Annotated in this window: 22 protein-coding genes and 2 pseudogenes; 22 read left to right on the forward strand and 2 right to left on the reverse strand. The window is 63.8% G+C overall.

All coding sequences use genetic code 11. The features are described 5' to 3' along the window. Positions 1 to 90: 90 nt before the first annotated feature. The 5 genes from ACRQ5J_RS22930 (at position 91) to ACRQ5J_RS22950 (ending at position 5907) form a co-directional block, all read left to right on the forward strand. Positions 91 to 1719, forward strand: a complete 1629-nt coding sequence (locus tag ACRQ5J_RS22930) for a flagellin (RefSeq protein WP_432380101.1) — start codon at positions 91 to 93, stop codon at positions 1717 to 1719. A 96-nt stretch (positions 1720 to 1815) separates the two neighbouring features. Further along, on the forward strand, positions 1816 to 2202 hold the full coding sequence (locus tag ACRQ5J_RS22935) for a flagellar protein FlaG (RefSeq protein WP_432380103.1): 387 nt from the start codon (positions 1816 to 1818) through the stop codon (positions 2200 to 2202). A 134-nt stretch (positions 2203 to 2336) separates the two neighbouring features. Further along, positions 2337 to 5114 carry a flagellar filament capping protein FliD gene (gene fliD / locus ACRQ5J_RS22940; protein WP_432380105.1) on the forward strand — a complete coding sequence of 926 codons (2778 nt, stop codon included), beginning with the start codon at positions 2337 to 2339 and terminating at the stop codon, positions 5112 to 5114. A gap of 25 nt (positions 5115 to 5139) precedes the next feature. After that, positions 5140 to 5574 carry a flagellar export chaperone FliS gene (gene fliS / locus ACRQ5J_RS22945; protein ID WP_432380107.1) on the forward strand — a complete coding sequence of 145 codons (435 nt, stop codon included), beginning with the start codon at positions 5140 to 5142 and terminating at the stop codon, positions 5572 to 5574. Positions 5575 to 5577: 3 nt separating this feature from the next. Beyond that, the gene (locus ACRQ5J_RS22950) at positions 5578 to 5907 is read left to right on the forward strand and encodes a flagellar protein FliT (protein ID WP_432380108.1); all 330 of its coding nucleotides are present in this window, start codon (positions 5578 to 5580) and stop codon (positions 5905 to 5907) included. Here ACRQ5J_RS22950 and ACRQ5J_RS22955 read toward each other — a convergent pair. Next, on the reverse strand, positions 5904 to 6587 hold the full coding sequence (locus ACRQ5J_RS22955) for a hypothetical protein (RefSeq protein WP_432380110.1): 684 nt from the start codon (positions 6585 to 6587) through the stop codon (positions 5904 to 5906). The genes ACRQ5J_RS22950 and ACRQ5J_RS22955 overlap by 4 nt on opposite strands. Positions 6588 to 6612: 25 nt before the next feature. On the opposite strand from ACRQ5J_RS22955, the gene ACRQ5J_RS22960 reads away from it, so the two are divergent. From ACRQ5J_RS22960 to ACRQ5J_RS22975, 4 genes and pseudogenes are all read left to right on the forward strand, one after another. Then, positions 6613 to 7341: a flagellar hook-length control protein FliK gene (locus tag ACRQ5J_RS22960; RefSeq protein WP_432380111.1), complete on the forward strand. Its 729-nt coding sequence runs from the start codon at positions 6613 to 6615 to the stop codon at positions 7339 to 7341. Beyond that, positions 7338 to 7669 (forward strand): annotated as a pseudogene (locus tag ACRQ5J_RS22965) (EscU/YscU/HrcU family type III secretion system export apparatus switch protein). The gene ACRQ5J_RS22960 and the pseudogene ACRQ5J_RS22965 overlap by 4 nt, the downstream one beginning before the upstream one ends. 15 nt (positions 7670 to 7684) lie before the next feature. Then, positions 7685 to 8442, forward strand: a pseudogene (locus ACRQ5J_RS22970) (flagellar brake protein). 264 nt (positions 8443 to 8706) lie between these two features. Next, positions 8707 to 9603, forward strand: a complete 897-nt coding sequence (locus ACRQ5J_RS22975; protein WP_432380113.1) for an IS110 family transposase — start codon at positions 8707 to 8709, stop codon at positions 9601 to 9603. Between the two features lie 121 nt (positions 9604 to 9724). On the opposite strand, the gene fliE is transcribed toward ACRQ5J_RS22975, so the two are convergent. After that, positions 9725 to 10069, reverse strand: a complete 345-nt coding sequence (gene fliE / locus ACRQ5J_RS22980; RefSeq protein ID WP_432380115.1) for a flagellar hook-basal body complex protein FliE — start codon at positions 10067 to 10069, stop codon at positions 9725 to 9727. 184 nt (positions 10070 to 10253) lie between these two features. On the opposite strand from fliE, the gene fliF reads away from it, so the two are divergent. From fliF to fliR, 13 genes are all read left to right on the forward strand, one after another. Next, on the forward strand, positions 10254 to 11999 hold the full coding sequence (gene fliF / locus ACRQ5J_RS22985; protein WP_432380117.1) for a flagellar basal-body MS-ring/collar protein FliF: 1746 nt from the start codon (positions 10254 to 10256) through the stop codon (positions 11997 to 11999). Further along, positions 11992 to 12990, forward strand: a complete 999-nt coding sequence (gene fliG, locus ACRQ5J_RS22990) for a flagellar motor switch protein FliG (RefSeq protein ID WP_432380118.1) — start codon at positions 11992 to 11994, stop codon at positions 12988 to 12990. Before fliF ends, fliG begins: the two co-directional genes overlap by 8 nt. Next, positions 12990 to 13757 (forward strand): flagellar assembly protein FliH, encoded by a 768-nt coding sequence (locus ACRQ5J_RS22995; RefSeq protein ID WP_432380120.1) that lies wholly within the window; start codon positions 12990 to 12992, stop codon positions 13755 to 13757. The genes fliG and ACRQ5J_RS22995 overlap by 1 nt, the downstream gene beginning before the upstream one ends. A gap of 4 nt (positions 13758 to 13761) precedes the next feature. Further along, positions 13762 to 15222 carry a flagellar protein export ATPase FliI gene (gene fliI / locus ACRQ5J_RS23000; protein WP_432380121.1) on the forward strand — a complete coding sequence of 487 codons (1461 nt, stop codon included), beginning with the start codon at positions 13762 to 13764 and terminating at the stop codon, positions 15220 to 15222. A 35-nt stretch (positions 15223 to 15257) separates the two neighbouring features. After that, positions 15258 to 15698 (forward strand): flagellar export protein FliJ, encoded by a 441-nt coding sequence (gene fliJ, locus ACRQ5J_RS23005; RefSeq protein WP_432380123.1) that lies wholly within the window; start codon positions 15258 to 15260, stop codon positions 15696 to 15698. 90 nt (positions 15699 to 15788) lie between these two features. Continuing rightward, on the forward strand, positions 15789 to 17294 hold the full coding sequence (locus ACRQ5J_RS23010) for a flagellar hook-length control protein FliK (protein WP_432380124.1): 1506 nt from the start codon (positions 15789 to 15791) through the stop codon (positions 17292 to 17294). Between the two features lie 266 nt (positions 17295 to 17560). After that, the gene (fliL, locus tag ACRQ5J_RS23015) at positions 17561 to 18010 is read left to right on the forward strand and encodes a flagellar basal body-associated protein FliL (protein WP_432380126.1); all 450 of its coding nucleotides are present in this window, start codon (positions 17561 to 17563) and stop codon (positions 18008 to 18010) included. A 19-nt stretch (positions 18011 to 18029) separates the two neighbouring features. After that, a complete protein-coding gene (gene fliM, locus ACRQ5J_RS23020; RefSeq protein ID WP_432380128.1) occupies positions 18030 to 19013 on the forward strand; it encodes a flagellar motor switch protein FliM in 984 nt (327 codons plus the stop codon). Between the two features lie 14 nt (positions 19014 to 19027). After that, positions 19028 to 19462, forward strand: a complete 435-nt coding sequence (gene fliN / locus ACRQ5J_RS23025) for a flagellar motor switch protein FliN (RefSeq protein WP_432380130.1) — start codon at positions 19028 to 19030, stop codon at positions 19460 to 19462. Continuing rightward, positions 19459 to 20169: a flagellar biosynthetic protein FliO gene (fliO, locus tag ACRQ5J_RS23030; protein ID WP_432380132.1), complete on the forward strand. Its 711-nt coding sequence runs from the start codon at positions 19459 to 19461 to the stop codon at positions 20167 to 20169. Before fliN ends, fliO begins: the two co-directional genes overlap by 4 nt. After that, positions 20159 to 20932, forward strand: coding sequence for a flagellar type III secretion system pore protein FliP (fliP, locus tag ACRQ5J_RS23035; RefSeq protein WP_432380134.1), 774 nt, complete (start codon positions 20159 to 20161; stop codon positions 20930 to 20932). Before fliO ends, fliP begins: the two co-directional genes overlap by 11 nt. 9 nt (positions 20933 to 20941) lie before the next feature. Continuing rightward, complete coding sequence (gene fliQ, locus ACRQ5J_RS23040; RefSeq protein WP_432380135.1) at positions 20942 to 21211, forward strand: flagellar biosynthesis protein FliQ; 270 nt, start codon at positions 20942 to 20944, stop codon at positions 21209 to 21211. A 51-nt stretch (positions 21212 to 21262) separates the two neighbouring features. After that, entirely contained in the window at positions 21263 to 22114 is an 852-nt protein-coding gene (fliR, locus tag ACRQ5J_RS23045; RefSeq protein ID WP_432380137.1) for a flagellar biosynthetic protein FliR, read from the forward strand. Positions 22115 to 22152 lie beyond the last annotated feature (38 nt).

The raw sequence follows: 22152 nt of genomic DNA on the forward strand, positions 1-22152 counted from the left end.
TGCGGTTTGATTGTCACGGAACAGCGTGGCAGACCAAGGCCAACTGAGGCACCCAGCCCACAATGAGTAGTACCTGTTTGGAGAAACATCATGGCACAAGTCATCAACACCAATGTCGCATCGCTGAATTCGCAACGTAACCTGACCTCGTCGCAAGCTAGCCTGACGACTTCCCTGCAGCGCCTGTCGTCGGGCCTGCGTATTAACAGCGCCAAGGACGACGCTGCCGGTCTGGCTATTTCCGAGCGTTTCACGTCGCAAATTCGCGGCAACACGACCGCTGCTCGTAACGCCAACGACGGTATCTCGCTGGCTCAGACGGCCGAGGGTGGCTTGAGCACCGCCGGCGATCTGCTGCAACGTATCCGCGAACTGGCAGTTCAGTCCGCTAACGGCACCAACTCGGATTCGGACCGTAAATCGATCCAGAACGAGGTATCGGCCCTGTCGCAAGAACTGGACCGCGTCGCCAACACCACCCAGTTCAACGGCCAGAACGTGCTGGACGGCTCGCTGACCTCGGCACAGTTCCAGGTGGGCGCCAACTCGGGTCAAACCATTACCGTTGGCGTCGGCTCGGCTAAAGCAACCGATATCGGCAACAACACCGCCACCAGTGCGTACGGCAATGCTACCGATGGCAAGTCGATGTCGGATGCCACCGGCTTCGCCGGCGGCGCCGCCGGTAACACCAACCTGGTTACGCAGCAAACGCTGACCATGCGCTCCGCTGGCGGCGTTAGCACGACCGTACAGGTGGCTGCGGGCGACAGCGCTAAAAAGATCGCTGCGTCGGTCAATGGTCAAAGTGGCTCGAGCGGCGTCACCGCCACTGCCTCGACCAGCGCAACCCTGGCCGGCCTGGGCGACGGTTCCTACCAGTTCAGCCTGCGTGGCGCAAACTCGATCGCAAATGATGCGCAATCGAAACCTGTCACGATCTCGGCTCAAGTGAAGGGCGGCGACCTGTCGGCGCTGGCACAAGCAATCAATGCGCAGAGCGGCACGACCAACATTACTGCTTCGATCAAAACCAGCGCAGACGGCACCACCAAAGAAATTGCGCTGGTCAATAGCAACGGCGATGACATCAAGCTGCAGAATACCAATACCGCAGCGGATGACAAACTGGCGGCAGCGACCATTCGCGGCGCCGACAAGCCAGCTAACGGCTCGATTCCTGCACAAAAAGCGACCGAAATCACGATCGGTGCCGGTGGCGCAGGCGACACGGTGGATGCAACCGGTACGCCGACCTATGATGCTGCGGCAGCGACGGTCATCATTGGCGGCCACGTCGACTTCTCGTCGGACAGCGGTTTCTCTGTCAGCTCGACTGCCAATGACAATACCGTGGTAGCCAAGTCGACCGGCACGGTAGCCACTGCCGCGAGCGAATTGCAGTCGGTTGCCAAGCTGGACGTAAGCACCGTTGCAGGTTCGAACGCCGCGCTGAAGACGATCGACGCCGCACTGAACCAGATCAACAGCAACCGTGCTGCACTGGGTGCGATCCAGAACCGTTTCGCTTCGACCATCGCCAACCTGAACACGACCACCGAGAACTTGTCTGCCTCGCGTAGCCGTATTCAAGATACCGACTTCGCTGCAGAGACCGCAAGCATGACCCGCGGCCAGATCCTGCAACAAGCTGGTACCGCGATGCTGGCGCAAGCGAACTCGCTGCCAAACGGCGTGCTGTCGCTGCTGCGTGGCTAAAATCCGCCGATGAGCTGATTCAGGAAACAATCTATCGCTCTGACCAGGTTCCCCGGTTGATTCGTTCAACCGGGGATTTTGCGTAAAGGAAGCATCATGACTATCGATACCATCGGCACGGCCACCTCGGCCCGTACCGCGGACCGTTCACCGGTCAGCCCCGACGCCGCCGCAGCGTCCGGCGTCGCGCGTGCGCCAGCCACCGCGGTTGAAACAGCCAACGCCGTCAAAGGCAGCGCTGCCATCCCGACGCTGGACCAGGTTAACGAGGCCGTGTCGCAACTCAACAAATCGGCCCAGGCCAAGACGCAGGGACTGGAGTTTTCGGTCGACAGCGACACCAAGCGCACCGTGGTGAAAGTGATCGACCAAAGCACCAAGGAAGTGCTGCGGCAGATTCCCACGCCCGAGGCGCTGGAAATCGCCAAGGCGCTCGAAGCCAAGTCCGGCAGTACCGGCCTGCTGATCCAGCAGACCGCCTGAAACGGCGCGCGCAATGCGCGCCGTTTTTTCTCATCTATGGCATCCTGATTCCGGGAGCGCCCTCCCTCATCATTGCCTCTTGCTGCTCATTACTGCGCAGTATCAGCCTGTTAACACTGCCGGTTTTTTCAGCTTTGCGCGAACTGGCGGGTAATCTCCCCTCTCAAGTCCCGTTTGATTCTGCCGATATTGTCTTATATTATTGTTTTACACAGGAGCAAAAAGTGGGCATCTCAACTCCCGGCATCGGTTCAGGCCTGAACGTCAACGACATCGTCAGCAAGCTGATGGCGGTCGAGTCGCAGCCACTGACCAATTTCGACAAGAAATCTGCCAGCTACCTGTCGCAGGTATCCGCCTTTGGCAACCTGTCTGGCGCACTTGGCACGTTTCAGTCTTCCTTGTCCAGCCTAACCTCACTGTCCAGCTTTCAAACCCGTGTAGCCACCCCTGGAGATAGCAGCATATTCACTGCGACTGCCACTGGCGACGCCTTGCCCGGCAGCTATCGTGTAAACATCAGTCAGGTGGCGCAGGCTCAAACGTTAGCCTCCGGAGGTTATAAAAGCACCACCGCGGCAATCGGCCTGGGAGGCAAAACCACTATCAATTTCTCGCTCGGCAGCGTGAGCGGTGGTACTTTTGGCATGACGGGCACGCAGTTGGGGGCCAGCCTGAATACCAGTGGTCTCACGCCAGGATCGCTGGTCATCAATGGCACCGCTATCGCAACCGATGGCAGCACCCGCAGCGCTCGCTTGCTCGCGGACGCGATCAACTCGAAAAGCACCACCACCGGCGTTTCTGCGAAGGCTGCAGCGACGGCAACCAGCGCCACACTGTTCGGCAACGGCGGAAGTTCAACCTTTGGCGAAGTCGACACCATGGGTGGCGGCACTTACTCGTTATCGGTGGCAGGCGTCGAAATTGCGGTACAGCCAGCCGGGGTGGATGCCGGCAGTGGCGTCAGTGCAGCATCGCTGGATGCGGCACTGACGGGCGACACCGCCATTAGCCGTGCACTGGCGGACGCCAATATCACCGTGACCGGCACCGCTGCCGGCGGCGACTTGCAATTTAAAAATTCCGACGGCAATAATATCGCCATAACCGAGACTGTTACCGGCACTGTCACGGGCGGGATAGGTAATAGTGGAACTGCCAACATCGGCTCAAACACCACTGCGATCGGATCGATCTCGCTCATTTCTGCCGATGGCAGTCCTATCACTGTAAGTGGCACCAACCCCGCGGGCGCCGGCTTAACTGCAGGCACTGGCGGTGCGTACCTGGACGCCAGCTTCACCGCAGACGGCAGCCGCACCAGTGGCAACATCGTCATCGACAGCTCGAATAACACCATGGCTGGCATTGTCGCCGCTATTAACAAGGGAAATTTCGGCGTGACCGCCAGTATCGTCTCGGACGGTTCCAGCGGTACCGGTGCCACCCCCAACCACCTGCTGCTGACCTCGACAGCGACTGGCGCAACGTCGACTATGAAGATCACGTTATCGGGTTCCGGCGGCAATCCACCGGATCCGGCGCTGGTAGCACTGCTGGGCTATGATCCTGGTGGCGTACAAAATCTTTCTCAGACAGCCGCTGCGGCAGACACCAAAGCCACTGTCAACGGCATCGCCGTGACCAGCCCTAGCACCGGCATCAGCGGCGCGATTCCTGGGGTAACGATTAGCGCGCTCAAAACCGGCAGCACCACCCTAAACGTGGCAACCGACAGCTCCTCGCTCACCAGTGCGGTGAATGGTTTCGTCAAGGCGTACAACGAACTTAACAACCAGATCTCCACCTTGGGCGGTTACAATGCCGAGACCAAGTCCGGAGGTCCTTTGCTGGGCGACTCAACACTGCGAAACGTCCAATCGTCACTGCGGCGCCAATTGTCGAGCTCTATTACAGGGCTGCAAGGCACGTCATTAACCAATCTTTCGCAAATTGGCATCTCGTTTCAGAAAGACGGGACGCTGCAGCTTGACACAAGCAAACTCACCAAAGCGATCAACAATAATTTTAACGATATCCCTGGTTTGTTCGCTGCGGTTGGTCGTGGCACCGACCCGGACATCAAATTTGTCAGTTCAACCGCCAAAACCCAGGCCGGTGACTACAACATCGAGATTAGCCAGCTAGCCACCAAAGGCACGCTGGCGGGCAATGTCGTACTGCCGGCCGAAACCACGATTGCCGCTGACACGACTTGGACCGTGACGCTGAACGACACCAAGCCCGCCAATCTATCGAACACCGCCACTGTCTCGTTACCTGCGGGCACCTACAACCCGAGCCAGTTGTCCACCATGCTGCAGTCGGCGATAAATGGCGTCAGCGCGTTCTCGACCGCAGGTGCGACAGTGAGTGCGACGATAGGGGACGACGGAAAGTTGTCGCTAACGTCCACCCGTTACGGTTCCAAATCCAACATTCATGTGAGCAGCGCCACAGGAACGGCGGTTTCGGCGGTTTTTGGTACAGCGAGTTCAGTTGATGGTGTCGATGTTGCGGGAACGATCGGCGGCTACACGGCCACCGGCGATGGTCAAACCCTGACTGGCGCGCCGGGCGCCCCCATCGACGGGTTGAAACTTACCGTGACCGGCGACGATATTGGATCCCGGGGCAGTTTCGGCTTCTCGCAAGGATATGCATATCAGTTGAATACGCTAGCCGCAGGCTTCCCTGGTAGCAGCGGCACGATCGCCAGCCGCACCACCGGCCTGAACAAAACTGTGGCGGACCTCGCAAAGCAACGCGAAGCTTTCGCCACCCGCCTGGTCGACGTCGAAGCGCGCTACCGCAAGCAATACTCGGCGCTCGACACCGCGATCGCCAGCATGAACACCACCCAGCAGTTCCTGACCCAGCAGTTGGCCGCCTTGTCGGCCAACTCTTGAGTGAACGCTTAACAGGAGAGAAAGTATGTTTGGATCCCGACAAACCGGCGCCAACGCCTATGCCAAGGTTGGCATGGAAACCGGCGTGGTGGCAGCCAGCCCCCACAAGCTGATTGTGATGCTGTTCGACGGCGCGCTGGTGGCGTTGAGCAGCGCGCTGACCGGCATGCGCAGCGGCAACATCGGCGAGAAGGGCAAATCGATCTCCAAGGCCATCATGATCATCGACAGCGGCCTGCGCGCCGCGCTCGACAAAAAGGCCGGCGGCGACATCGCCGAAGGCCTCGATGCGCTGTACGAATACATGAGCGGCCGCCTGCTGACCGCCAATATCACCAACGACGCCAGCATCATCGAAGAAGTGCAGCGTTTGCTGACCGAGTTGCGCGACGCCTGGAACGCGATTGCCGACACGCCCGCCGCCACCGGCATCCCCCAACCCAACCTCGCGAGCGCCTGATTTATGATGACGAGTCAAGATGTTTTATCCGTGTACGCCGCCATGGCCGACCTCAGCGAGCAGATGGTGCAAGCCGCCACGCGCAGCGACTGGGATACGCTGGCATTGCTCGAACAGCGCTGCGCCGCCCATGTGCAGGCGCTGCGCGACCAGGAGCAGCAACAGCCGATGCGCGGCGCCGACCGCGAGCGCAAGATCGAACTGATCCGTCAGATGCTCAACGCCGACCGTCAGATCCGCGACCTGACCATGCCGTGGATGGCCCAGTTGTCCAAGCTGATCAACACCACCGGCACTGAACGACGCGTCGTCAACGCCTACGGTAGCGTCTAAAGCAGGCGCGCGCCATGTTGCCGCGCCTGGACGCTGGAATCACGCCGGTCAAGCCGGCTGATGGCGCTGGCGCCGGCGTTGCCATCGGCGACGGCCGCCAGGCCGCCTTCCAGCGGGCGCTGCAGAACCTCGTCGGCCAGACCGTCAGCGCCGAGGTGATGTCCAAGATGAAGGACGGCAGCTACCTGGTCAAGGTGGCCGACAACGCCGTGCGCATGATGCTGCCGGGCGACACGCAAGTGGGCAGCAATGTCCCGCTGACCGTGCTCAGCGCCCAGCCCCGCCCCACTTTCCAGCTCGGCAACGCGCCGCCCGGCAGCGCCACCGTGCTGTATTCCGATGGCGGCGAGGCGGCCGCCGAGCTGCCGTCGCAGGGCGCCGCCGTCTACGTGCCGGGCGGCGGCAAGCCTGCCAGCGGCGCGGCGGGCCAACCGGGCCTGCCGGGCGCGCCGGGCGGCGGCGCCCAGGCGGCCGCCGACGGCGAGGCCGTGCCGGGCCAGCTCAAGCCCGGCGCCGGCGATCCCGCCGCTGGCCGTCCCGGCGCGGCCGACGCCGCACAGCCGGGCCGGCCGGGCGCAGCGACGCCGAATCCGGCTGCCGCGCTGGCCACGGGCGCCGGCCAGTGCCGCAGCAGCCGAGGGCGCGCGGCCGCAAAGCCTGGCGGCGACGCTGCTGGGCAAGGCGCCGCTGATCCCGTCGCACGAGTTGCCCGAACTGGGCGCCAACACGCCGCAGGCGACGCTCAGCAGCGCGGCGCGGGTGCTGACCACCATGCTCAGCACGGCGCTGTCGCAGCCCGGCCAGGCGTCGCAACTGGCGCTGATCGGCAAGACCGCGCTGTTCGGCAACGCCGCGCCGGACACCGCCGACCTGACGCAAAAGTTGCAGGAAACCATATCCAAAAGCGGCCTGTTCTACGAATCGCATGTGGCCGAATGGGCCAAGGGCGAGCGTCCGCTGGCCGACCTGATGCGCGAGCCGCAGATGCAGCGCCTGCTGCAGCAAGGCCAGGAAGGCGCGGCGCGCGCGGCCGCCAGCGGCCCCGACCTGACCGCCGCGCAAATGGTCAACCAGCAGTTGCACACGCAGGAGCAGAACCGCGTGCTGTGGAACGGCCAGGCCTGGCCGGGCCAGCAGATGCAATGGGAAGTGCGGCGCGACCAGCGCGAAGGCGGCAAGGGCGGCGGCGACAGCAACGCCGAGCCGGAGCAGATCTGGCGCAGCGGCGTGCGTTTCCGCCTGCCGATGCTGGGCGCGGTGTCGGCGGCGGTGACGCTGATCGGCGACCAGGTCCACATCCAGGTGCAGACCGACAGCGACGGCAGCGCCAGCACGCTGCGCGCCTGGTCGGGCCAGCTGGAAAGCGCGATGCAGGCGGCCGGCGCGCAGCTGTCGTCGCTGACCATCAGCCGCGACGATGAGGCCCAGCCATGAACGACGACGCCCCGCGCAAGCCGCTGCAACAGGCGGTGGCGCTGGCCTACGACAGCGGCCAGCCGGCGCCCAAGGTGGTGGCCAAGGGCCGCGGCCTGATCGCCGAGCAGATCATCCACGTGGCGCAGGAGGCCGGTGTGGCCATCCACGAGTCCAAGGAACTTGTCTCGCTGCTCATGGATGTTGACTTGGATCAACAAATCCCCCCATGTTGTACCGGACGATTGCGGAACTATTAGCGTGGCTATATCATATTGAAGCAGCGCAAAAGTCTGGCGCCCCGCTGCCGCCGGCACCGGACACCAGCATCCCCTTGACCGAAAATTGACTCGACTGGCACTAGATGTACTCACACTTTCAGGATGCGGATTTGGAGAACTGGCACGATTTTGAAGTCGAGTCGCGGCGCGAGATTTACGCGCTGCTGCGCGGCATCGGCGAAAAAACCAGTTAATCCGCATGCTGATCAACGGCGAGTCGGACGTCTGCGTCACCTCGGTCCTCGGCGTCGACGACGCGGGCGACGCGGTCTACCTCGACTGCTCGATCGACCAGGAGCAAAACCAGCGGGTGCTGGCCTCGCCGCAGTTATCGTTTGAAACCTCGCTGGACAAGGTGCGCATCCTGTTCGCGGCCGAGCGCGTCGAAGCGGCCACGTTCGAAGGCAACCCGGCGTTCAAGATCGCCATCCCGGCCTCGCTGATCCGGCTGCAGCGGCGCGAGTATTACCGCATCTCGACGCCGGTCAGCAACCCGGTGCGGGTGCTGATTCCGCTGCCGGACGACTTGGGCGGGCCGACCTCGTTTCCGCTGGCCGACATCAGCTGCGGCGGCATCTCCATCCTCGACAACAAAATGATCCTGGCCAACGCCATCGGCAAGCAATACGACGGTTGCCGCATCGACCTGCCCGAGATCGGCCAGGTCAGCACGGCGCTGCAGGTGCGCAACTCGCTGGACATGACGCTGCTCAACAACAAAACCAACCGCCGCCTGGGCTGCGAATTCGTCGACATCTCGCGCGGCAACCTGTCGGCGGTGCAGCGCTTCATCACCAAGCTGGAGCGCGAACGCAACGCCCGCATCGCCGGCCTCACATAACCCGGGGTCAGGTCTGACAAACGCACACGGGCTCAACTGCGCAGCAGTTGAGCCCGTGTGCGTTTGTCAGACCTCGTATATTGAGCATACCGCCCCATCATCGGATAAAGTGACGGAGGTGGTCAGGCAGGGTGATGCCGATCAGAATTTGGGCCATTGAGCCCGTGGGTCAGATTGGTGCCCCTGCCTGTTTCATTTTAAAAGTCCGAACGGTATCTTGGGTCATCGCCTCGCGCGTAAGCCCGCATACGAGAGAGGTCAAAAATGGATAGCTCAACAGCAATCGTGGGGATTGATGTCGGCAAGAAAAAGCTCGACGTGGCCCTGCTAGTGAACGGCAAGATCAAGAGCAAGGTCATAGATAACTCTGCCGCAGGCCATCAGCTGCTCTTGGAATGGCTGGACAAGACCAAGTTACCCAAGGCGGCATTACGGGTCTGCATGGAAGCGACCGGCGTGTATTTCGAGGAGGTGGCAACCACGCTTCATGATGCCGGGCTTGCCGTGAGCGTAGTCAATCCGGGCTGTATCAAGGGCTTTGGCCAGAGCGAGAACCTGCGCAATAAAACCGACAAGGCGGACGCAGCATTGATCGCACGTTACTGCGCGGCGATGGCGCCGGCAACGTGGGCGCCCGCTCCGCTGGAGCAACGTCAGTTGCGTGCGTGGTCGCAGCGGATACTGGCTCTGAAGGATATGCGCCAGCAGGAACGCAACCGGCTGGAAAGCTATGAGGCCAGCGGCATGGGCGAGGTGGCTGAGCAAGCGCGCTTGCTCATTGCCTGGTTTGACACCGAGATCAAGCAACTGGAAGACGACGTGGATGACCACATCGACCGCCATCCCGGCCTCAAGCACGACGCGCAGCTCATCACCAGTATTCCAGGCATTGGCAACACCACCGCAGCTCGCATCTTGGGCCAGTTGGGCGACATTCGGCGCTTCGGCAACGCGAAGGCCTTGGCGGCATTTCTCGGCGTGACGCCACGCCAGCGCAGCTCAGGAACCTCGCTTCGGGGGCGCACCATCATCAGCCGCAAGGGCAGCACCTCAATGCGCGCCGCGCTTTATATGCCCGGCATGGTGGCAAGCCGCCACAACCCGCTACTACACCAGTTTGCCCAGCGCCTGGCGAATAATGGCATGGCGAAAAAGCCGTGATCGGCGCCGTGATGCATAAGCTCGTGCATCTCATCTACGGTGTCATTCGTACCGGCAAGCCCTTTGACGCCAATTACCTTTCAAAAGGGCTTGCCATTCAAGACGGTATCTGACCCCGGTTTTAGACTTGCATATTCATGATGTCGTGGTAGGCCGAGACCAGCTTGTTGCGGACCTGGATCGCGGCCTGGAAGTTGATGCTCGATTTCTGCTGCGCGATCATCAGGTCCGACAGGCTGACCGAGTCGTCCCCCGACGCGAATTTCTTGCCCATGCCCTCGGCCGTCCGCGCGCTGGCGTTGACCGAGTCCAGCGCCGTCTTCAGCGCGTCCGTGAATTCTACCTTCGGCTGCGCCGGCGCTTCGGTCTGGATCACCGGCGGCGTCAGGCTCGGCCGCGTGGCGTGGGCCTTCAGCTGCGCGATCATCGACTGGATCTGGCTGCTGTCTATTCCACCTGTTCTCATTGCTACTCCTCTTGTTACAATACGGCAAGGCTTTATCAGTGCTGACAGAATATCAAGGGTTGGTCCAGCCTCCTGCTTCGAGCAGAACCGTAAAGGGCGCGCTGTTCGGGCTATTGGATTTCCTATTTACAAGTAATAATGGCCGTATTCCTTCAAGAACCCTCGTATTCGGGACCCAACCATCATGGCCGTAGCGGAAGAGATCAATAGCGCCACAGCAGCCGAGGCAGCCGAAGACGGCGCCGAGAAACTGCCCTTCATCCAGACGCCGATGGGCAAGAACTTCGTGCGCGCCGCCGGCGCCGCCGCCATCGTGGCCGTGCTGATCGGGCTGTGGCTGTGGAACAAGCCGCCCGAGTACGCGGTGCTGTTTTCCAATTTCACCGACCGCGACGGCGGCGCCATCACCGCTGAACTCGACAAGTTGCAGGTCAAGCACAAGTTTTCCGACAACGGCAGCGCCATCCTGGTGCCGGCCGAACAGGTGCACGACATCCGCCTGAAACTGGCGGCCCAGGGCTTGCCGAAAGGCGGCAACGTCGGCTTCGAGCTGATGGAGAACCAGAAGCTGGGTGTGTCGCAGTTCCTCGAACAGGTCAATTACCAGCGCGCGCTCGAAGGCGAGCTGGCGCGCTCGGTGATGTCGCTCGCGCCGGTCGAGAACGCCCGCGTCCACCTGGCGCTGCCGAAACCGTCGGTGTTCGTGCGCGACCAGCAGAAACCGACCGCCTCGGTCATCGTCACGCTGCACCCGAACCGCATGCTCGACCGCGCCCAGACCGGCGCCATCGTCCACCTGGTCGCCTCCAGCGTGCCGGAACTGTTGCCGTCCAACGTCACCGTGGTCGACCAGGCCGGCAACCTGATTTCCGACCAGGAAAAGGCTGGCGCCAACAACGCCAAGCTCGACGAGCAGCAGCTGAAATACGTCAAGAACCTGCAAACCCAGGTGATCAAGCAGGTCGAGTCGATCATCATCCCCATCGTCGGCGAGGGTAATGTGCGCGCCGAGGCGGTGGCCGATGTCGACTTCGCGCAGATCGAGCAGGCGTCCGAGAACTACAAGCCGAACTCGCCGCCGGCGGCATCGGCCATCCGCAGCCAGCAGACCAGCGAAACCAATGGCAACGGCAACAATACCAATCCGGGCGGCATTCCGGGCGCGCTGTCGAACCAGCCGCCGGGCACTGCCACCGCGCCGCTGAACCAGACCGCCGCCGCCAACGGCCCGAATGCGCCCGCCCCGGGCACGCCGCCGGGCGCGCTGCCGGCCAGCGGCGCCGCCGGCGCGCCGAGCCACAAGGAATCGACTACCAATTACGAAGTCGATAAAACTGTGCGTTACGAGCAACGCGGCATGGGCGGCCTGCGCCGCATGACCGTGGCGGTGGTGGTCAATTACAAGCGCATCGTCGATAAGGACGGCAAAGTTACGGTAAAGGCCTATACTCCTGAAGAGATGGCCAAGATCAACGATCTGGTCAAGCAGGCCATGGGCTATAACCAGGACCGCGGCGACGCCGTCAGCGTCGCCAATTCGCCGTTCGATGGCGTCGACAAGCCGTTCGAGGCGCCGCCGGACTGGTGGCGCGATCCGGCCAACTTGCCGATGGCCAAGGATCTGGCGAAGTTCCTGATTACCGCCCTGATCCTGCTGTACATTGTGATGCGCATCGTGCGCCCGATGATGCGGCCGGTGTTCAAGAAGATCGACGAGATCAACGCGCCCGAGCCGGAACCGGAAGTGCCGGAGGAACAGATCGACGAGGGCCCGGACGAGGCGCTCATCGCCGAAGAAGAGCTGCGCAAGATGGAAGAAAACACCGCGCGCGGCTACCGCGAAAACCTGGCCATGGCCAAGAAACTGGCGATGGAAGACCCACGCATTGTGGCCAATGTGATTAAGGACTGGATAGGCGCAAATGACTGAGAATACCGGACTGCAAAAAGCCGCCATCCTGATGCTGGCCATGGGCGAGGCCGAGGCCGCCGAGGTGATGAAGTTCCTCGGCCCGCGCGAGGTGCTCAAGCTCGGCGCCGCCATGGCCACCATGAAGAACGTGCCGCACGAGGAAGTGGTGGGCACGCTGGACAATTTCCGCGACATGGTCGCGGCCGCCTCGACCGTGGGCCTCGATTCCGACGAGTACATCCGCCAGGTGCTGACCAAGGCGCTCGGCGACGACAAGGCCTCGGTGCTGCTGTCGCGCATTCTGGGCGGCAAGGACGCGTCCGGCATCGAATCGCTGAAGTGGATGGATTCGCAGTCCGTTGCCGAACTGATCCGCAACGAACACCCGCAGATCATCGCCACCATCCTGGTCCACCTGGAGCGTGACCAGGCCTGCGAAATCCTCGGCAACTTCACCGACCGCCTGCGCAACGACGTGGTGCTGCGCATCGCCACCTTGGACGGCGTGCAGCCGGCCGCGCTGCGCGAGCTCAACGACGTGCTGACCAAGCTGCTGTCGGGTAACGAGAACATCAAGAAATCGACGCTGGGCGGCGTGCGCGCAGCGGCCGAGATTCTCAACTTCATGTCCGGCGAGCAGGAAAGCTCGGTCATGGACAATATCAAGAACTACGACAACGACATGGCGCAGAAGATCATGGACGAGATGTTCGTGTTCGACAATCTGATCGATATCGACGACCGCGGCATCCAGCTGCTGCTGCGCGAAGTGCAGTCGGAAATGCTGATCATCGCGCTCAAGGGCGCGTCGCAGGAGCTGCGCGACAAGATCTTCAAGAACATGTCGGCCCGTGCGTCGGAAATGATGCGCGAGGACCTGGAGTCGAAAGGCCCGGTGCGCCTGTCGGAAGTGGAAACGCAACAAAAGCAGATACTGCAAATCGTGCGGCGCCTGGCCGACGAGGGTCAGATCGTGCTTGGTGGCAAAGGTGAGGATTCCTTCGTTTAATGGTTATTCATTCGAAAGACGCGCAGCCGGCATTCAAGCGCTGGGAAATGACCTCGTTTGGCGACGAGCGCCCCAGCACGCTGGCGCTGCGCGAAGCGGAACAACGCGAGATCGACGCCGACAACGCCCGCCGCGAGGCCGAGCAGCGCGTGCAGCAGGCGCTTGAGGCGCAGCAGGAACAAATGGAGATGGGCCCGCCCCCGCCGCCGCCCATCGAGTACCCGACCGTCGAGGAGCTGGAACAGATCCGCGAGGACGCCCGCAAGGACGGCTACGACGAGGGCCACGCGGCCGGCCATGCCGACGCCACCGAGGCCGTGCGCAAGGCTGCCGACGAGGCGCTGAAGCAGGAACTGCAACAGGTGCGCGAACTGGCCAACAACTTCAGCAACGCGCTGCAGGACGCCGACCAGTTGATCGCCAACGAGGTGCTGGACCTGGCGTTGCAGCTGGCTAAGGGCATGCTGAAGAACGCCTTGCAGGTCAAGCCGGAACTGATCCTGCCGATCGTGCGCGACGCCATCGAATACCTGCCGGTGCTGCAACAGCCGGCGCTGCTGGTGTTGCATCCCGACGACGCCGCCACGGTGCGCGCCGGCATTGCCGAGGAACTCGACAAGGGCGGCTGGCGCGTGGTCGAGGACCCGTCGATCGGCCGCGGCGGCTGCAAGGTCGATACCGCCAGCAACACCATCGACGCCACCGCAGCCGCGCGCTGGCAACGCCTGAGCCACGCGCTGGGCAAGGAAGTCGACTGGCTGGACTGACGCCATGGATACCGTAGACCACACCGTTGCTGCCGGCGCCGCCGGCGATGGCGCCGCCCTCCCGGCCGGCCCGGCCGCCAATCCGCACGCAGGGCGCTGGAAATCCTATCTGAACGATTGCTCGGCGCTGGTCGACATGGTCGAGCCGATGCAGGTATCGGGCCGCGTCACCCGCGTGGCCGGGCTGGTGATGGAGGCGGTCGGGCTGCGCCTGGCGGTCGGCGCCGCCTGCACCGTGCCGCTGCCCAGCGGCGGCCGCATCGAGGCCGAAGTGGTCGGCTTCGAGGGCGACAAGCTGTTCCTGATGCCGCAGTCGGACGTCGAAGGCGTGGTGCCGGGCACGCGCGTCTTCCCGGTCGAGCCGGCCATTCCCAAGCCGGGCACCGTGGCACACCCGCGCCGCCGGCCGAGCGACCGCGCGCGCCACCTGCCGGTCGGCATCGAATTGCTGGGCCGCGTGGTGGACGCCGCCGGCCGCCCGCTGGACGGCCTCGGCCCGATCCAGGCCACCGACAGCGCGCCGATCAACACCCGCCCCGCCAACCCGCTGGGCCGCGCGCCCATCGTCGAAACGCTGGACGTCGGCGTGCGCTGCATCAACGCCATGCTGACGGTCGGCCGCGGTCAGCGCATGGGCCTGTTCGCGGGTTCCGGCGTCGGCAAGTCCGTGCTGCTGGGCATGATGGCGCGCTACACCGAGGCCGACATCATCATCGTCGGCCTGATCGGCGAACGCGGACGCGAGGTCAAGGAATTCATCGAGCAGATTCTCGGCGAGGAAGGCCTGGCGCGCTCGGTGGTGGTGGCGGCGCCGGCCGACACGCCGCCGCTGATGCGCCTGCAAGGCGCGGCCTACTGCACCGCCATTGCCGAGCACTTCCGCGACAAGGGCCAGAACGTGCTGCTGATCATGGATTCGCTGACCCGCTACGCCATGGCGCAACGCGAGATCGCGCTGGCCATCGGCGAGCCGCCCGCCACCAAGGGCTATCCGCCGTCGGTGTTCGCCAAGCTGCCGGTGCTGGTCGAACGCGCCGGCAATGGCGAACTGGGCGGCGGTTCGATCACCGCCTTCTACACCGTGCTGACCGAGGGCGACGACCAGCAGGACCCGATCGCCGACTCGGCGCGCGCGATTCTCGACGGCCACATCGTGCTGAACCGCCGCCTGGCCGAGGCCGGCCACTACCCGGCCATCGACATCGAGCAATCGATCAGCCGGGCGATGCATTCGATCACCTCGCATGAACACCAGACCAAGGCGCGCCAGCTCAAGCAGCTGTTCTCGCGTTTCGAGCGCAGCCGCGACCTGATCAGCGTGGGCGCCTACGCCGCCGGCACCGACCCGGTGCTGGACCAGGCTATCCAATTGCATGATCGGATAGAAAATTTCTTACAGCAACAAATCACAGAACGCGTCACCATGGGCGAGAGTTTGGGGCAATTAACCTCTCTGTTCGACTGATTGAACGGGTAGCATGCTACTTATAATTTGTCATTATGGCTTCCAAAGCGCAACTAGAAACCCTGATGGACCTGGCACAGCGTGAAACAGACGACGCTGCCAAGCGTCTGGGCGCGTCCCTCAAGCAGGTGGAAGAGGCCAAGCAGAAGCACGAAATGCTGGTGGGTTTCCAAGAGGAATACATCAAGAAATTTGAAGCTGCGCAGGCGGCCGGGATCACGCCGATGGCCTACCGCAATTTCGTGGCTTTTATCGAAAAGCTGGACACCGCGGTCAAGGGCCAGCTGGACATGATCAAGCACGCCGAGTACCGCAGCGAACAGGAAAAGAAAGCCTGGCAGGCCAGCGAGCGCAAGCGCATGTCCTACTCCACGCTGAACGACCGCGCCGACGCGGCGGCGCTCAAGCTGGAAAACAAGCGCGACCAGAAGGCGATGGACGAGCACGCGGCGCGCGGGGCCTATTACAAGCGATGACGCATTAACCGAACAAGATACGGCGCAATCATGCAGAATATTCAAACTCCCCTCCTCAATGCCAATGCAGTGGCAGCGCCCAAAGTCAATTTGAACCTGAACGCGGGCGGCGATAACGATGCTTTCAAGCAGGCGTTGACGCGCGAGATGAGCCAGCGCCAGAACGGCAACGCCGGCGCCAACCAGCAAACCCGCAACGAGCAGGCGCGCAACGCCGAACGCGCCAACGCCGCGCGCGCGGCCGCGCCGAAGCCGCAGCAAGCGGCGCCCGCCAGGCAGCCGGAACATCCATCCACCGACACCAGGCCGGCCGCCAGCGACGAGCAAGCGGCGCCGGCCAAGACCGCCGCCAGCGAGAGCGACAACAGCCAGGACGCCGGCGACGCCGGGCAAGCGCGCGGCGCCGATCCGGTGGCCGACATGCTGGCGCTGATGGCCGCCTATAACCAGCCGGCCGCCGCTGCCGACGCCAGCGCGGCCACGACCGCCGCCAATGCGCAGGCCGCCGGCGCGGCAGTCGGCGCCGCCGGCGCCAGCGCCGCTGACCTGGCGGCCGCCGCAGCCGCTGCGGCGGCCGGCGCCGACGCGGCCCTGGCCGCAGCAGGCGCCACCGATGCGGACGCCGGGGCCGCCGCCCTCGCCACCCAGGACGCGGCCGCACTGGCCGCCGATTTCAAGGAGGCACTCGGCAAGGCCGGCGCCCCGGCGCAAAGCGCGGCCGACCTGGCCGCCGCAGCCGCCGCCGCCGCCAAGGCAGCCGCCGGCAAAGCCGATGGCACGGAGAATCTGAAACCGGTGATCGCTACCGCCGTGGCGGCCAGCACCGACGCCGACCTCAAGCCGGGCGCCACCCTGCCGGCCGACGGCGCGGCCAGCGCCGCCAACGGCAAGGCGGACGCCGATGCACTGGCCCAGGCCGCCGCCAAGGCGGCGCCCGGCGCCGGGACGCAGCAGCCAGCGTCGCCGACGCTGCAACAGGCCGACATCAATGCGGCCCAGCTGGCCGCCGCGCCGAAAGCCACCACCGTCAACGCCGAGGTGGCCGCGGCGCTGAAGGAACAAGCCAATATCACCATCGCGCCGACTGCCAGCCAGGCGGCGCAGGAAATCGCCAAGGCCGCCACGACCGTGCCGACCGACAAGCTCAGCAGCCGCGTCGGCACCCAGGCCTGGGACCAGCAACTGGGCCAGAAAATCATCTTCATGGCTGCCGGCGGCGAGCACAGCGCCACCATGGAACTGAATCCGCCAGACCTGGGCCCGCTGCAAGTGGTGTTGAGCGTCAACAAGGACCAGGCCACCGCCGCCTTCAGCTCGGCCGCGCCCGAAGTGCGCGAGGCGCTGGAGAACGCGCTGCCGAAACTGAAGGAAATGATGAGCGACGCCGGCATCCAGCTGGGTAGCGCCACTGTTTCGGCCGGCATGTCGGACCAGAACAACAGCGCCTTCAGCCAGCAGGCCGGCAGCGCCAACGGCGGCAGCGGCCGTGCCGGCGGCCGCTATGGCCGCGACAGCGCCGAGGGCGGCGAAGCCGAGGCGCGCGGCGCGCCGGCCCCACGCCGGCTGCCGGCCGGCGCCGTCGACACCTTCGCCTGATCCCAAGCGGCAGCCACGACCGACCGGGACCGGCGCACCGCCCTCCCGGTTTTGTTGTCTGTTACACTAGGGAAATGTCAAGCAGCATGGGGAAGCCCCTCTTTTCGGCGCTTCCGTATGCCTTGGCGCAAGCGATAATGCCATAATGGCGGCGTGATCCATCGAGCAGTTTGAAGGGCTATTTTGAAAGCGAATCCAAAAATGAAAGCGGATCAGAAAGTTGAAGCACCAGCCGGCGGCGGCAACAAAAACTGATCATCATCATCGTGATACTGGTGTTGCTGCTCGGTGGCGGCGGCGCCGGCGCGGCATGGTTCTTCATGCACGGCAAGGCCGATGCGGAGGAGCATGACGAGGCGCCGGCCAAGAAGAAGAAAGCCAAGAAGCCGGCCGGCCCGGTGATCTATGAGCCGGTCGAACCATTCACCGTCAACCTGCAACCGGGCGAGAACGGCGCCGACCAATACCTGCAAGTGGCCTTTTCGCTACAGCTGAGCGATCCGGAAACGCAGGAAGAAGTGAAGAAGAACATGGCCAAGGTGCGCAGCCGCATCCTGTTGCTGCTGTCGAGCAAGCACGCCAGCGAGATCAACACGCCGGAAGGCAAGGTCCAGCTGGCCAAGGACATCATCACGGCCTTGAAAGAACCGTTCGAGGACCGCGGTTCGCAGCAGGAAATCGAGGACGTGCTGTTCACGTCGTTCATCATTCAGTAAGCAGAGAAGCAGATAAGCCATGGCTGATAATTTTCTCTCCCAGGAAGAAGTCGATGCCCTGCTGAAGGGCGTCAACGGCGACCAGGACGATGTCGCGGCGGCGGAAGACGTCGCCGGCGTACGCAACTACAACCTGGCCACCCAGGAACGTATCGTGCGCGGCCGTATGCCGACGCTGGAGATTATCAACGAACGCTTCGCCCGCCTGCTGCGCGTCGGCCTGTTCAACTTCCTGCGCCGCAGCGCCGAGGTCTCGGTGGGCTCGGTGCGGGTGTCCAAATATTCCGAGTTCATCCGCAACCTGGTGGTGCCGACCAACCTCAACCTGGTGCACATGAAGCCGTTGCGCGGCACGGCGCTGATGGTGTTCGACCCGGGCCTGGTGTTCCTGCTGGTGGACAATCTGTTCGGCGGCGACGGCCGCTTCCACACCCGCGTCGAGGGCCGCGACTTTACCCAGACCGAGCAGCGCATCATCCTGCGCATCCTGGACATCGTGTTCGAGGCCTACACCAAGTCGTGGGAGCCGGTCTACCCGGTCGAGTTCGAATACATCCGCTCGGAAATGAATACACAGTTCGCCAACATCGCCACGCCCAACGAGGTGGTGGTGGCGTCCACCTTCACGGTGGAGCTGGGCTCGGTGTCGGGCCAGATCCACTTTTGCATGCCGTACTCGATGATCGAGCCGATCCGCGATTCGCTGACCTCCAGCCTGCAAGGCGAGGCGCTGGAAGTGGACAAGCGCTGGATCCGCCTGATGACGCAGCAGATCCAGATCGCCGAGGTCGAACTGGTGGCGTCGCTGGGCACGGCCAAGGTCAATTTCGACGAGATCCTGAATATGCGCGCGGGCGACATCATCCCGCTGCAAATCCCGGAATTCATTTCGGCCACCGTGGACGGCGTGCCGGTCATGGATTGCAGCTACGGCGTCATGAACGGCCAGTACGCGCTCAAGGTCGAGAAGCTGCTGACCAACGCGGATAACCTTAACAAATAAAACCGGAGAGAAACATGTCGGATAACCAAGACGATCAACCGCTGGACGAAGACGATCCATGGGGTGCGGCGATCGCCGAACAGGCGCAGGCCGAAGCCGCCGCGCTGGAAAAGCAGCAAGCGTCGCAGGCGGCCAGCGCCGCCGTGTTCAAGGATTTTTCCAGCACGCCCAGCAAGACCGAGACGCATAACGATATCGACTTCATCCTCGACATCCCGGTCCAGCTGACCGTGGAACTGGGGCGCACCAAGATCGCCATCAAGAACCTGCTGCAACTGGCGCAGGGCTCGGTGGTGGAGCTGGACGGCCTGGCCGGCGAGCCGATGGACGTGCTGGTCAACGGCTGCCTGATCGCCCAGGGCGAGGTGGTGGTGGTGAACGACAAGTTCGGTATCCGCCTGACCGACATCATCACGCCTTCCGAACGTATCCGAAAACTGAATAAATGAAGCACGGACTGACTTCCACCCTGTTGATCGCGGCGGCCTTGGCCGCCGCGCCTGCGATGGCCCAGCGCAGCGTCTCGGGCACGATTGGCGGCGCCCACGCCGTCACGCCGGCCGCAGCAGCCGCACCGGCGCAGGCAGCCGCACCGGCGGCCGCCCCCGCCGCCGCCACCACACCGCCCCAGGCAGCCGCGCCGTCGGCCCCAGCCGCCACACCGGCCCAGCCAGCCGCCGACCCGGCCCCCACCGCGCCGGCCGATCCGGCCGGCGCCACGCCGCCCGCCGCCGCGACTGCGGCGTCCGTCCCGTCCCAAGCCGGCGCGATGGCGATGACCATCCCGACGCCGCAGCAGCCTGCCGGTCCGTCGGCCGGCGGCAGCCTGCTGCAAACCTCGCTGGCGCTGGTGTTCGTCATCGCCCTGATGCTGGGCTTGGCCTGGCTGACCAAGCGCATCAACCCGCGCGGCCTCGGCGGCGCCGGCAGCAACGTCAAGCTGGTCGGCACGCTGAGCGTCGGCACGCGCGAGCGCATCCTGGTGGTCGAAGTCGGCGAACAGTGGATCGTGGTCGGCGCCTCACCCGGCCGCATGAACGCGCTGGCCACCATGCCGCGCCAGGAAAGCAGCGCAGCGGCGCAGCAGGCCAGCCTGCCGAGCGCCAACTTCGCTGAGTGGATCAAACAAACGATAGACAAACGCCATGGCAAATAAGCTGTCCGCAGGCGTTTCCAAGGCGGCCCCGGCCCTGCTGGCGCTGGCCATGCTGGCGCTGCCGCTGGCGGCCGCCGCCCAATCGAACATCGGCATCCCGGCGCTGAACGCCACGCCGGCGCCGGGCGGCGGCACCAACTACACGCTGCCGATCCAGACCATGCTGCTGATGACGGCGCTGACCTTCATCCCGGCGGCGCTGTTGCTGATGACCTGCTTCACCCGCATCATCATCGTGCTGTCGCTGCTGCGCCAGGCGCTGGGCACGCAGTCGTCGCCGCCGAACCAGGTGATGGTCGGCCTGGCGCTGTTCCTGACCTTGTTCGTCATGGGGCCGACCTTCGACAAGATCTACAACGAGGCCTATTTGCCGCTGCAGGAAAACAAGCTCAACATGAGCCAGGCGCTGGACAAGGGCGCCGCGCCATTGAAAACCTTTATGCTCAAGCAGACGCGCGAGGCCGACCTGGCGCTGTTCGTCAAGCTCTCGCGCGGCCCGGCGCTGCAGGGGCCGGAAGACGTGCCGCTGCGCATCCTGGTGCCGGCCTTCGTCACCAGCGAGCTGAAAACCGCGTTCCAGATCGGCTTTGCCATCTTCATCCCCTTCCTCATCATCGACATGGTGGTGGCCTCGGTGCTGATGTCGATGGGGATGATGATGATGTCGCCGGCGGTCATTTCGCTGCCGTTCAAACTGATGCTGTTCGTGCTGGTCGACGGCTGGCAACTGCTGCTGGGCTCGCTCGCCCAGAGCTTCTACTAGGAGGCCGCCATGACGCCGGAAACCGTGATGACCATGGGCAAGCACGCGATGGAGGTGACGCTGATGGTGGCCGCGCCGATGCTGCTGGTGGCGCTGGCCATCGGCCTGGTGGTCAGCATCTTCCAGGCCGCCACGCAGATCAACGAACAGACGCTGTCCTTCATTCCCAAGCTGGTGGGCGTGTTCGTGGCGCTGGTGGTGGCCGGGCCGTGGATGTTGTCGGTCATTCTCGACTATATGCGCGAGGTGCTGACCGGCATCCCGCTGCTGGTCGGCTAGCGTTTCAGCAACAATGCCACAAAGAAATGTAAAAGTGGCGCGCCTGCCCTCATGATTACCATCTCTTCTGCCGATATCAACATATGGATCGCAGGTCTGCTGTGGCCGCTCACGCGCATCCTGGCGCTGATCACGGCCGCGCCGGTCTTCGGCAACCGCTCGGTGCCGGCGCGCATCAAGGTGGCGCTGGGCGTGTCGATCGCGGTGATTGTGGCGCCGGCGGTGCCGGCCTGGCCGGCGGTCGATCCGATGTCGTATGCGGGACTGCTGATCCTGGCGCAAGAAATGCTGATCGGGCTGGCGATGGGGTTCAGCATCCGCATCATTTTCGCGGCGGTGGAAATGGCGGGCGAGATTTCCAGCCTGACCATGGGCTTTGGCTTTGCCACCTTCTTCGACCCGAACACGCAGGGCCGCTCGTCGGCCATCAGCCAGTTCCTGTCGCTGGTGGCCACCATGGCCTTCCTGGCCGTCAACGGCCACCTGGTGCTGCTGTCGGCGCTGGTGGAGAGTTTTAGCTCGCTGCCGGTGTCGTCGATACCGGTCTACGGCGGCGGCTTCAAGCAGATGGCCGACTGGGGCGGCACGATTTTCAGCGTCGGCCTGCAACTGTCGATGCCGATCGTTGCGGCCTTGCTGATTACCAACGTCGCGCTGGGCGTCCTGACGCGCGCGGCGCCGCAGCTGAACCTGTTCGGCATCGGCTTCCCGATCACGCTCGGCGCCGGGCTGCTGGTGGTGGCCGTGACGCTGCCGTATTTGAACATGCCGATCCAGAACCTGTTCCTGGACGGCATAGAACGGGCGCGGCTGATGCCGCGCACCTGGTCGCAGCGGCCCGAGGCGGCCAGGCCGGCCGGCGCGCCGCTGCGGCCGCCGGCGCTGCAACGCATGGCGGAATAAACGCAACGCGGTGGTTGCGGGTTTTTCCAAGGTAATTT

The sequence above is a fragment of the Duganella sp. P38 genome (assembly GCF_050859475.1).
Taxonomy (GTDB): Bacteria; Pseudomonadota; Gammaproteobacteria; order Burkholderiales; family Burkholderiaceae_D; genus Rugamonas.